12 protein-coding genes and 1 pseudogene are annotated in these 12518 nt (G+C 28.3%); 9 read left to right on the forward strand and 4 right to left on the reverse strand.

The window, feature by feature from the left end; genetic code table 11:
* Together NF27_RS12340 and NF27_RS02865 are read left to right on the forward strand one after the other, a co-directional pair.
* Window positions 1-210, forward strand: a pseudogene (locus tag NF27_RS12340) (IS481 family transposase); the annotation flags it as partial.
* Window positions 211-558: 348 nt separating this feature from the next.
* Window positions 559-1830, forward strand: a complete 1272-nt coding sequence (locus NF27_RS02865) for an MFS transporter (RefSeq protein WP_039455600.1) — start codon at window positions 559-561, stop codon at window positions 1828-1830.
* Here the strand turns inward: NF27_RS02865 and NF27_RS02870 are convergent.
* Complete coding sequence (locus NF27_RS02870) at window positions 1819-2532, reverse strand: ester cyclase (protein ID WP_039455601.1); 714 nt, start codon at window positions 2530-2532, stop codon at window positions 1819-1821. The two genes, NF27_RS02865 and NF27_RS02870, sit on opposite strands and share 12 nt — an antisense overlap.
* 157 nt (window positions 2533-2689) lie before the next feature.
* Here NF27_RS02870 and NF27_RS02875 point away from each other — a divergent pair, with 157 nt between their 5' ends.
* The 7 genes from NF27_RS02875 to NF27_RS02910 are packed head-to-tail and all read left to right on the forward strand — an operon-like array spanning window position 2690 to window position 10292.
* On the forward strand, window positions 2690-3991 hold the full coding sequence (locus NF27_RS02875) for a SidA/IucD/PvdA family monooxygenase (protein ID WP_053332528.1): 1302 nt from the start codon (window positions 2690-2692) through the stop codon (window positions 3989-3991).
* A 2-nt stretch (window positions 3992-3993) separates the two neighbouring features.
* Window positions 3994-5298 carry a glutamate decarboxylase gene (locus NF27_RS02880; protein WP_053332529.1) on the forward strand — a complete coding sequence of 435 codons (1305 nt, stop codon included), beginning with the start codon at window positions 3994-3996 and terminating at the stop codon, window positions 5296-5298.
* On the forward strand, window positions 5283-6323 hold the full coding sequence (locus NF27_RS12345; RefSeq protein WP_053332530.1) for a GNAT family N-acetyltransferase: 1041 nt from the start codon (window positions 5283-5285) through the stop codon (window positions 6321-6323). Before NF27_RS02880 ends, NF27_RS12345 begins: the two co-directional genes overlap by 16 nt.
* 22 nt (window positions 6324-6345) lie before the next feature.
* On the forward strand, window positions 6346-6675 hold the full coding sequence (locus NF27_RS02895; protein WP_039455602.1) for a cupin domain-containing protein: 330 nt from the start codon (window positions 6346-6348) through the stop codon (window positions 6673-6675).
* Between the two features lie 22 nt (window positions 6676-6697).
* Window positions 6698-8272: a class I tRNA ligase family protein gene (locus NF27_RS02900; RefSeq protein ID WP_039455603.1), complete on the forward strand. Its 1575-nt coding sequence runs from the start codon at window positions 6698-6700 to the stop codon at window positions 8270-8272.
* 11 nt (window positions 8273-8283) lie between these two features.
* Entirely contained in the window at window positions 8284-9537 is a 1254-nt protein-coding gene (locus tag NF27_RS02905) for an NAD(P)/FAD-dependent oxidoreductase (protein WP_161791782.1), read from the forward strand.
* 17 nt (window positions 9538-9554) lie between these two features.
* Window positions 9555-10292, forward strand: coding sequence for a class I SAM-dependent DNA methyltransferase (locus NF27_RS02910; protein WP_039455605.1), 738 nt, complete (start codon window positions 9555-9557; stop codon window positions 10290-10292).
* Window positions 10293-10563: 271 nt separating this feature from the next.
* Here NF27_RS02910 and NF27_RS02915 read toward each other — a convergent pair whose 3' ends face one another.
* The 3 genes from NF27_RS02915 to NF27_RS13275 all read right to left on the reverse strand — a co-directional run bounded on the left by NF27_RS02915 (window position 10564) and on the right by NF27_RS13275 (window position 12199).
* Complete coding sequence (locus NF27_RS02915) at window positions 10564-10959, reverse strand: hypothetical protein (RefSeq protein WP_039455606.1); 396 nt, start codon at window positions 10957-10959, stop codon at window positions 10564-10566.
* A gap of 173 nt (window positions 10960-11132) precedes the next feature.
* Window positions 11133-11453 carry a hypothetical protein gene (locus NF27_RS02920; RefSeq protein ID WP_039455608.1) on the reverse strand — a complete coding sequence of 107 codons (321 nt, stop codon included), beginning with the start codon at window positions 11451-11453 and terminating at the stop codon, window positions 11133-11135.
* Window positions 11454-11800: 347 nt separating this feature from the next.
* Window positions 11801-12199, reverse strand: a complete 399-nt coding sequence (locus NF27_RS13275; RefSeq protein WP_084212769.1) for a transposase — start codon at window positions 12197-12199, stop codon at window positions 11801-11803.
* Window positions 12200-12518 lie beyond the last annotated feature (319 nt).

Below are 12518 nucleotides of genomic sequence, written 5' to 3' on the forward strand. Positions count from 1 at the left end.
GATAAACTTAAAGTATGGGAAGAATATTATAATAAACAAAGATCACATAGCGCTTTACAAGGTAAAACACCTTGGGAAAGATATAAGGAGTTAGAAAACAAAATTCCCTCTTTAGATGAAATACAGGTGAATTATGAGCTAAATCAAGAAAGTTTTGTTATTCAAAACTACAAGTACGACCAAGCAATAAGAGCATTAAAGAAGAAGTAGCTAATATATTTAGGGGAAAAACAATATAAAAACTGAAATAATAGTTGAAGATTGGTAATGATGTCTATGAATCAGAGAGGCACATATTAATCAAGAGTTAATCTTATATTCCAATGGTAACTAGGTATATGAATCACACAACTAACATTATTACAAATTATTCAATCCAATCCATTATCCATCTATCGTACATTACATTCTAAAGACTAGAGTTCATATAACTCTCATTTTACATAATTAATAAAATACTTTTCTTACATTTTATTTTATAAGTAAATACCTTTTAATTGTTAATAATATTAAATATTATTATACTATGGTAAAGTATAATTAACATATATAATAAAAATGGTAATTAAAAAACTATATAATGATAAAAATAAAGTTCTTATAGCTTTATCCGTAGGTAATATCTTAGAGTTTTATGATTTTGCACTTTATGGTTTATTAGCTCCTAAAATTGCTATACTATTTTTTCCAAATAATTCCGATTTAATTTCCTTAATCTTAACTTTTTCTATTTTTACTATAGGATTTATAGCGCGCCCATTCGGTGCCCTGCTTTTTGGTTATATAGGAGATAGATATGGACGTAGTTTATCTTTAAGCTATTCATTATTATTAATGGGTATTATTACTTGTTTAATAGGTATATTACCCACGTATAATGAAATAGGTATATTAGCACCTTTGTTTTTATGTATTTTGCGTATATTACAGGGTATTTGTATGGGGGGGGAATTTAGTGGATCTTTAATATTGGTTTCTGAATTACTGTCTAATAAAAAACATAAGGCTTTATATACTTCTGTCTGTAGTGCTGCAGGAGTTTCAGGATGGTTATTAGCTGCTTTTATAGTGTTTATAAGTAATCAATTTAATTATATTTCATATTCTTGGCGTTTACCATTTATTTTAAGTGGCTCAACAGCATTTGTTGGGTATTTTATACGCCAATCTTTGAATAATACTGAGAAAGTATTAAGTAACTTAAAAACTAAACAATATAATAAATTTTCTATTACCTCTTTATTATCCCAAAGTATTTTACCATTCTTAATTATGGTTTGCATTGGAGGTTGTATGGGTATAATATTTTATGGTCAATTTATTTTCCAAAACACATTTCTGACAAGCATACTTAAGGTTAATACAAATTTAGCATTACTAGCGATAATGATAGGCATAAGTAGCTATATGGTTTTCTTGCCTATCTTTGGTTGGTTATCTGATAAGATCGGGCACTCAAATACCATGATGTTCTCTGCTATTTCTATTATGCTTTTAAGTTATCCTATATATAATTGTTTTATTACAAAAGATTATATTAAAATTATATTAGCAGAAGTTTTATCTGGCGCTATTTTAGCCTTGTTCATGGGTCCTGCAACTTATGTTATGACAACTTTATTTCATATACGAATGAGGTATACGGGAGTATCTTTCGGTTACAATGTTGGAGCAAGTCTATTTGGAGGAATAACACCTACAATATCAATGTTATTATATCAGTTAAATTTAAATCCTATGGATCCATTCCTGTATTTAGCATTTGCAGGTGTGCTAGGAATATTTGGAACTTATTTATATCAAAAATTGGGAAATAATTTAACTAATTAACAAGGTATATAGATCACGAAAAATATGAATCACTCCATCTGCTTCAAGTTTGTTAATAAGGTCACTTTTTGAATTTACACCTATTTTATACATTGCATTAGCAAGGTATGTCTCAATTGTTCTATAAGATAAATTCAATATTCTTCCGATTTCCTTGGAGCTTTTACTATGAATAAAAAAACATATACTTTCAATCTCTCTTTTAGAGAGAGATAGTAAACCATAATTTTTTAATTCATTAATTAATAATTCATAATTTAGTTTAATTAAGTTTTGATTTTTATATTTTTCAAACTCTAAATACATACCCAGTTGAGAATATATATCTAACATATTAATATAACACTCATAATTAACGATTTTGTTTGATTCAAACTCGAATATTGTAACACCTTGATATTGAACAATTTTTCCTGTAGCTGCATAGGAATTAAACTCATTTTCATGCTTCCCTGTGCAAATCCATTTTGTTACCACCTTATTTCCAGCCATAATGTATTCAATATTAGACACAGTAATATTTGGAAAACCTGTTAACCAAGAATTATTTACATTTAAAATTTGATTTTTACCAATCTTTTTACCTAAAGGGCTAGTGATAAGTACCTTATCATTAAAAGTACTATATAAAGCGTTTTCATCATTACATTTGGTATTCCATAATTCATTTAAAAAACTTTCAATAATTTTTTTAAATTTCATATTCTAGATCTACTACCGTATTTTCTACGTATATCTTTTTATATCTAATTATGTTTTAAATTTCAAATATAAAGAGAAGAAAAATTAAATAAGGTAAGTTTAGATAATATTTAAAATTAATAAACGAATAAACAAACATTATTATAAAGGATAAAAAATGATTAATAAAATTTATGATTTTATTGGTATAGGGTTTGGACCCTCAAACATCTCATTAGCCATTATATTAGAAGAACAAAAAGGTTTATCATATAAATTTATCGAATCCGCTCCTAACTCTATTTGGCAACCCGAAATGATGCTAGACGGAGCAGATATTCAAAATAACCCTATTAGAGATTTGATCAGTATAAAGGATCCAAGAAGTAAATATACCTTTATAAATTATCTTCATGAAAATAATAAATTAGTAAAATACCTTAACTTAGGACTAAAATTTCCTTTAAGAAGGGAGTACGCTCTATATGTGGAGTGGTGTGCTTCTCACTTCAAAAAATACGTAGATTATAATAAAAAAGTAAATGAAATAACTTTAATAAAAATTAATGGTGAAAATATTTACAAGATAAAGGTGGGTACGAATGAAATTTATCACAGCAGATCTTTAGTATTAGGGACAGGAAGAATGCCTCACATACCGAAAGAATACGAAAATTTATCAAATTTAAGAATTTTTCATTTAACTTCATATTTATCTAGTTTAGCTAAATTTGAACATAATAGAATTGATAACTATAAAATCGCTGTTATTGGAGCTAGCCAAAGTGCTGTTGAAATCATTTTAGACCTTAATAAGAAATTTCCTAATGCCGAAATCCATAATATTATAAGGAAATTTAGTATAAAGTTGAAAGATACAAGCCCATTTAGCTATGAAATTTATTACCCTGAATATATTGATTTATTTTATAATTTACCTTTAGCAAAGAAAGAAAAGCTTAGAGAGGAAGTAAGAGCTACAAATTATAGTACGGTAGATGAAGATGTATTAAATTCTCTGTACTTAACAATTTATGAACAAAAGTTAAATAATAAACAAAGAATATTTGTGCATAACAATAGTAAAGTACATCAAGCAGAAATAATAAATGATAAAGTAAGAATTAAATATTCCAATGAATTCAAAGAAACAAGAGAATACAACGATTATGATTTTGTAATATTAGCTACAGGTTTTAGAGATATTGGTTTTAGAGAAAATCAAGAACCATATCCAAAAATTTTGGAAAAAGTTATTAGTTATTTTTCGTTTAATGAGCTTAATTATATTGATATTAACAGAGATTATTCATTAAAAAATCTATCCTCTTTAACACCCCCAATATATTTGAATGGATTATGTGAGACTTCCCATGGTCTTGGAGATGCAGGCTCATTTAGCTCAATCCCAATAAGAAATAGCTATATAGCTAATAGTCTATTTAATCATTTTATTAAAATAAATAAAGCAGTAGGTTAAATATGATAAAGGTAAATGAAACTTTTTTTTCAGGGAAAAAAATAAGTAGAAGGCAAGCTGCAAATACTATTTCCAGTCAAGTGCAAGAAAAAATATTACCTGTAAAAAATCTAGGTACTTATTCTACTACTAAAATGGATTATACTATTAATAAAATTATTTGTAACCACCTAGGATTCAATGCCATAAATAAAAATGAATATAAATTTGTTACTAATATAACAGATGAGTGTTTAGAGATATTCTATAAATTATTTAATGTTTCTAAACATGACAATCCAATAGGAATAAGTACCGTAGGCTCTTCAGAAGCAGTAATGTTGGCGGGATTAAATTTAAAATTATTGTGGTTAAGGAAAAAGAAAGAAAATAACAATATTAAACCAAATATTATTGTTAGTCAAAATGCACATCTTGTTTGGAAAAAGTTTGCAAGCTACTTTGATATTGAAGCAAGAATAGCAGAAGTTAATGAACATAGTATCTTAACAAAGCCTAAATCAATACTAAATAAAATTGATGAGAATACTATTGGGGTGTGTTGTACTTTAGGTAATACTTACACCGGGGGGTTTGACCCAATTGAGGAGATAAATAATAATTTAATCGAATTTTATAAAAAGTTTGGAATTAATGTCTATATACACGTAGACGCTGCAAGTGGGGGTTTTGTCACTCCTTTTAAATTTCCTAAAATTAAATGGGATTTTCGGCTATCCCAGGTTATCTCTGTAAATGTATCTAGCCACAAGTATGGATATACGTATCCTGCAGCAGGATGGCTGGTTTTCAAAGATAGAAACTACTTTTGTGATAATTTTAACCAGAAAGTTCCTTATTTATCAGGCTCTTCTAATAGTTTTGAAATGAATTTTTCTAAGCCAGTTACTAACATACTTGCTCAATATTATAACTTTTTTACTCTAGGGATGCATGGTTATAAAAAAATATTAGAAAGATTATATTCTATAAAAGATTACATTACAAAAGAATTACAAGGTACCCCTTTTGTTGAGATTCTCGAACAAAAAGAAGCACTTCCTGTAATAATATTTTGGGTTAAAAACTATCCATTTTATACTGAGGTTCTATGTCAAAAACTTGAGCAATACGGATGGAGTATTCCTGTATATAATTTACCTAATGGAACCCACGACGTAGCAAGGATTGTACTAAGACGGGAAATGACTTTTGATCTCGCAAAACAGCTAATTAAAAATATTAAAGAAATATTTAACAGAGAATTTCATTACATGCAAACAATTTATTTAAAACCAAAAGGAGAAAAAACATGCGTTCAAAAATAGTATCACCTTCATTAAGTAATTTAGGACATTTAACTGAATTATTTTGTCAATATAGAACTTTTTATAAACAACCACTTGATTTTGAGAAAACTCGTAAATTTGTTTTCGATAGATTAAATATGAAAGATTCTATCTTTTTTATGGCTTATGAAAAAGGTTCAAAAGTAGCAATGGGATTTACCCAGCTCTATCCTAGTTTTACCTCTGTCGGCATGCAAAGAATTTATATTTTGAATGATTTGTATGTAGCTCCTGAATATAGAGGAAAAGGTGTTAGTAAAGCGCTTTTAACCCGGGCTCATGAATTTAGTATTGAGAATGGAGCTCAAAAAGTTTCATTAATGACTGCTGATAACAATATAATTGCACAAAAATTATATGAAAGTTTAGATTATAATTTTGATACCCAATTTTCCCATTATAATTTTATTTTACCTCAAAATAATATAACTGAAAATTCTTTTCAAAAACTCAGAACCTTAAGAACCAGCTATATAAAAGAGAATCTTGAATTAAGAGCAGTCACTGCAAAAGATTTAGAAAGCTTATCTGTCTTATTTGATAAATATAGAACTTTTTATAAAAAAGAGTCGGATATTTCTAGTGCAAAGAAATTTTTAGAAACTAGGTTGATGAATAATGATTCAAAAATATTTATTTTAGAAAATAATGAAACTGCAAGCTCTGTGGGCTTTGCGCAGCTCTATCCTTGTTTTACATCTGTAGGCTTACAAAGAACTTATATATTGAATGATCTATATATAATTCCCGAATACAGAAATCAAGGGATAGGTAAATGCGTATTAGATTTCATCCATCAATACTGTATGGAAGAAGGAGCTCAAAAAGTTTCATTAATGACTGCAAAAGATAATATACATGCACAAAAATTATATGAAAAGAAAGGCTATATTTTGGACACAACGTTTAAACACTATAATTTACATTTTCCAAATATTGCTCAAGAGGTAACTCCTTTATCCATCAACCATACCATGGATTCGAAAGTGATATCTAGACATTAAAACCTAAACTAAGAGAAAGATTATGATTGTTAAAAGATTAGAAAATCAAGAGTTTAAATATGAATACGGTTGCTTATTTAGGCGCCTAATGCCATGGGAAGGAACAGCTAAAACATCATGGGGAAGTGGCTGGGTTAAACTAGCCCCTGGTGAATTTACCACTCCTCATAACCATAGCATGTCAGAAATCTTTATTATAATTTCAGGTCAAGGAACTATGACAATAGGTAGTGACTACACTGAGGTGGGAAAAGGAGATTTAATTTTTATAGATGCTAATAAAACTCATCATATACGTAACACTAATGCTAACGAGCTATTAGAAGTAATATGTATTTGGTGGAATAATTAAACTAAATATTAAGGTAGATATTATGTATATTGTAGCTGCTTCACCTCCGACACCTAACGGTAAATTGCACTTAGGTCACATAGGTGGTCCGTATTTAGCCTCGGATGTTTTTACAAGATTAAATAGGCTAATAGGAGAGGAGGTAATTTATATATCAGGAATAGATGGATATTTAAATTATGTGGTATGGCAAGGAGAAAAATTAGGCTTATCTCCGGAAGAAGTAGTGATTAAATATAGTGAAGAAATTAATCAATGTTTAACTGGTCTAGGAATAAGGATAGATTCCATGCACCCAGGTAATAAAGAAAAAAACAATTTTACAAAACAATTTTTTACCAAATTAATTAATACAGATGCTGTTGTTGTTAAAGAGTATAAGACTTTATTTTGCCAAGATTGTAATAGAGATCTTTATGATTCGTATATTACTGGTTTATGTCCTAACTGTGTTGAAGAAACCAAAGGAAATATATGTGAAAAATGTGGCCATCCGAATGATCCGATACAATTAATTAATTCTCATTGTACAATAGATAAAAAGCACAAAGTAGTTATTAAATCTTCAAAAAGGTTGGTATTACCTTTGGAGAATTATAGGAAGCAAATAAAAGATTTTTATTTAAATAAAAAAGAATGTTTTTTAAGACCTAGAGTATACAAATTGCTAAATGAGTTATTAAGTAAACCATTGCCTGATTTCCCCCTTACTTATCCTTCTAATTGGGGTAACCAAGTAGAAGATATTCCAGACTTAGCTGGCCAAATTTACAACTCTTGGGCAGAAATATTACCTGGATTTATATATGAATCCCTTAATTCTTCTAATAAAACTATTGAAGAATTATGGCATAATAGAAATGTAAAATTTTTAGAATTTTTTGGTTTTGATAATTCATACTTTTTCATAATGGTACATTTAGCTTTATTATTTGCAATGGGTAAAGATCATGTAAAATATACAGCTTTAATAAGTAATGAGTTTTTATTATTAGATAATAAAAAATTTTCAACTAGTAGAAATCATGCCATTTGGGCTACTGATATTATTAAAGAATATAATGGAGATATAGTAAGAGCATATTTGTGCTCAATTAGTCCTGACAATCATCAATCGAATTTTTCTATCGATAATTTAAAAAATTTTGCAAGTTATATTAGAGAAAACCTTAATAAAATATTATTAGATATTGATCAAATTTTTGCATCCAATAATTATTCTTATGATTTAAATGACAGTACCGTGAAAGAAGAATTAAAAGATAAGTTATCAAGACTTAAAGTTTATTCTTCTCCTGATAACTTCAGCTTAAGAGAAATGGCAGCCTACATGCAGATTTATATCAATTGGGCGACTATAAAAGTAACCAAACTAATCGATATGCAAAAAGAGCCACGGCTTCATAAGATAATAACTGCTGATGCATTTTATATCTTATATGGATTAGCTATTATTATTTCTCCTATAATGCCTACTTTAGCTAATAATTTGAGCACCATTATTTTGAAAATGCCATTAAGATTCAAATTAAATCTAGAAAGTTCCCAAGGAGAAATAGATGGCTCACTGAAAGAATTTATTTCTAAATTTTTATAATGATATATTCTATGAAATTTATAAATAAGCCTTACTGGGAATCATATAGAAATTTGGTTTATAAAAAACAAGATAATATTGAATATCCTAGTAATATTGATGTGGTCATAATAGGTGGAGGGTATACAGGGTTAAATGCGGCTATACCTTTACTTAAAGCAAATTTAAATGTGCTAGTGTTAGAAGCCAACCATATAGGATCAGGTGCAAGTGGTTTGAATACAGGTTTTATAACTTGTGAGCCTATTAACACTCAAGATTCAAAATTATTAACCATACCTTTGAAAAGTAAAAATTACTTAATAGACCTAATAAAAACACATAAAATTCATTGCGACCTAGAATGCAATGGATCAATTAAGCTTGCAACCAAGATAAGGCATATGTACATGTTGGAAAAAAACATGTTGAAATATAATAGTTTATTTGGGAAGTATTTTACATTGTTATCTTCAAAAGAATTAGAAAAAGAAAGTTCAATGTCGAATGTTTATGGAGGTCTTTTAAATCAACTAAGTTGTTCCTTGAATCCTATAAAATATATTGAAGGCTTAGTAAATACGATTAAAACTTTAAATGGTAACATATTTGAATACTCTAAAGTTACAAATATTGAAAAGCAATATTCTTCTTACAAGGTGACAATAAACAATCAAATTAATATAATCTGTAAAGAAGTGATAGTTGCAACAGATGGAGAAAAAATCACTAATTCAACTAATCTTGTTTGTAAAAAATCACTAACAATCAGCTCTTATGTTATAGGAACAACTCCTATTTCAAAAGATCTTCAATATCTTATCTCTATTCGTAAAAGAAATTTTTTTACTACTTCTTTTTTTACTAATTATTTTAAACTAACTGCGGAGGGGAATTTACTTTTTGGAGGAGAAGCGAGCTTTTTTCAAGAAGATATAAATACTAACTTAATTGATAAACTTTACAGCAAACTCCATTATTTTTTTCCTTTCTTAAAAGATATTAAAATTGAATATGCGTGGAAAGGAAATATAAATTTGACACTAAACCGAATACCATTTATAGGCCAAGATAGCCAAAATATGAAATATTCTTTTGGTTATTCAGGTCGAGGAGTATCAATAGCAAGTTATTATGGTCATAATTTAAGCCAATTTATATTAGGTAAAGAATATGACAAAAATATTTTTTCTAGCAAAATACCTAATTTGAACCCATATCATAAATCATCATTTTTCTTAAAAAGTGGTTATTACTATTATAAAATAAAAGATTTTTTATTTTAATATTTACAGGATAAATTATGAGCAATTTACTAAAAAATAAGCAACCATTATTCGATAATATTGCAATATATTACGATCTTCTTTACGATTATAAAAATTATAAATTAGAAGTCTTAAATATCTTAGATCTAATTAAGCAATTTAGAAAGGCAAGTACTAATACTTTGTTAGATGTTGGATGTGGCCCAGGGAGGCATCTACAATTTTTTAGAAAACATTTTAACTGTATGGGTATAGATGTTAGTTCTAAAATGCTAAAAATAGCAAAAAAAAATGCTCAAGGAGTAATTTTTCAAAAGGCAGATATGACAAACATGAATTTACATAAAAAATTTGATGTTATTACATGTCTATTTAGTACCATAGGATATACTAGTAATTATACTATGCTTAAAAATACATGGCAAAATTTTTACAATCATTTAAATGAAGATGGTATAATAATTGTAGAACCTTGGTTTAACAAAGAAACTTATAAAATAGGGTATCCCTATATGAAAACCTATGAGAGTGAAGAGGTTAAAATTGCAAGAGTTAATATTTTTGAATGTAGAAAAAATGTGTCTATTTTGGATTGTCAGTATTTAATAGGAATAAAAAATAAAAAATTAAAAGTTTTTAGGGATATGCATGAATTGGGCTTATTTGATATTAATAAAACCTTAAAGATTATTACTAATATTGGTTTGACTGCATTATATTTAGAACCTAATTCATTATTTGAGCGTGGTATTTACATAGCGGTAAAAAAATGATTCAGATAATAAAAAGAATATTCCCTATACCTTAGGTGTCAAACGAACACGGTTCATTAAGTGCACACTGAATATTAGTATTGACTACAGCAATTCCTTAGGCACTTGAATTATATGGAGTTTGCCGTCATTATTTTCCATAAGATATATTATGATAGTTTTTGTGTGTAAGCCCAAAGTAGTAATGTCGTGTTTGTGCAAAATAGAAATGTCGCCTTTTATATTGAAGTTATAAGTCAATATTTTTAAAATAAAACTATTAGATTAATATTTACTCCCTAGATCTACCCTCAGAATTATCTCTTCTTCGCTCCTTTTCTTGTAATATTTTACCCCCATATGTACTGCTACTTAAAGTTTTTTTATCATCCTTTGACTGTGAAGCAGCTTGGTTAGTTGTAATAGGCTCCACTATACCCATTTCATATAAAAGTTTTGCTTGCTCTAGACTACGACCACTATTTATATGCCCTTCAATACTTGATATATATTTAAGATTTTGTTGTATTTTGTCTTTTAATTCCCTAGCATTCTCTCGATCATTAAGAATCTCCACAATTTTTTCTAAGGCTGATCTTATTTTTATCAATATATCGATGGTTTTTGCCGCATCTCTTGCTTCATTAATAAGTTCTTCAGCTAAAGAAGAACACGTTCCCTTAATCAATCGACTACTGGATTGGTACTGGTAGTAACTCACTATACTATCATTAATATAACAACCACAATAAGCAATTGCTTGAATACCAAAGTCTATATCCCAATAACTATTCGCTTCATGTTTTGCAGCAAAAAAATTATCTGCTAAAACTTTCCTTGCTACAATTATATTAGAAAAATTTATTTTTTTAGATCGTTGAAAAAGTTTTCCAATTGGTTAATATCTTTAACTTTAGATAAATTATAAAATATTGTTTTAAAATACTCTTTCTGTTGGTCTTCATCTAAATCTCGTAATTTGACTTTTAACTGATACTGTCTTGCCAGATCTTTTAATTTACCATCTTGTTCAATTTTAGTAATAAAAGTTTTCAAATTAGGCTCCTGTATAGACTCTAATATTTGAAATATTTCTTCAACTAAAGGATCATCATAGGATATAGATAATGTATCATCACCAATAAGGCCCAGTGTTAGAGAACGTGCAAAAACGGAACTCAATGTTCTTCTATGCTAATTAAAAAAGGAACTTTATGTGGCAACAAGCTTGAAAATTTAATATTAGTAAAACAGAAGCTCTGTAGTCTTTAAAATCGCTTGCTTTTCAATATACTTTTTCTATATTCTCCAAAGTTCCTAGAATTATCAGAGCCGGTACTTTTATATAACATTATTACCAAAAGTTGTTATGAACCGCTCTATTTATATAGCTTAAAGTTACTAGTAAACATCACACTTATCAGAAAGGAACTTAATAAACAAGAAAAGAATGCTATTTTTGATAACTTTCCTATTACCTACTCATAAACGGCAAACCTTGGAACCTGCATAAACTAAGGAGCTCAATACTAGAGTTCCGTTTTTGCACGTTCTCTAACACTGGGCCAATTACTTACAACTATAAGACAGTTTTTAAAATTGATATTAAACATACTTGTTGGATTGAAGAACTTATAGAAATTGAATGCACTACATTTCTCTTTATCTTCTTGATTCATATGTGGTAAGCTATCTTGAGCATCAAACTCAAAGAATCGTGATAAATTAATTAACAGTAAGTGAGCATAAACTTCTTGTTTGACTCCTCTCCCTGTTTTAGAATGAAACTCATCAATATTGATAATTTTCTTGGATATTTTATAAAGTTCTTCAATACTCCACCGCTCGTGATAAAGATCAGGAAAGGAATTAGCTGGATACTGCTCACCACTTAAAGTTGTCCCATACAGGTAAGTTTTTCCCTTAATTGTAACGGCTTGATTTTATAAATACAAATTCCAGCAATCAAGTACAAATTTTGTCCAGAATTAATTGCGACTAGAAAAACAGTTTGTCCAGGATTAAATGATTTTATAAATTTTTTGTCCAGAAATAAGTGATTCTATAATTTTATTTTCCAGGATTATTTGCGAATGAGCTGCAAGCCTAGTATTTCTTATAAAATTATACCTAATTTATGAATTTCTTTATTAAGCTCTTCCCGGCGGCTTGGGGATAATTGTCCCCTTAAATATGCTTTTACTTCATGACGCCTGGCATTGAGGTAATCACATAATATTGTTAGGT

The sequence above is a fragment of the Candidatus Jidaibacter acanthamoeba genome (assembly GCF_000815465.1).
In the GTDB taxonomy this organism is placed as follows: Bacteria; Pseudomonadota; Alphaproteobacteria; order Rickettsiales; family Midichloriaceae; genus Jidaibacter; species Jidaibacter acanthamoebae.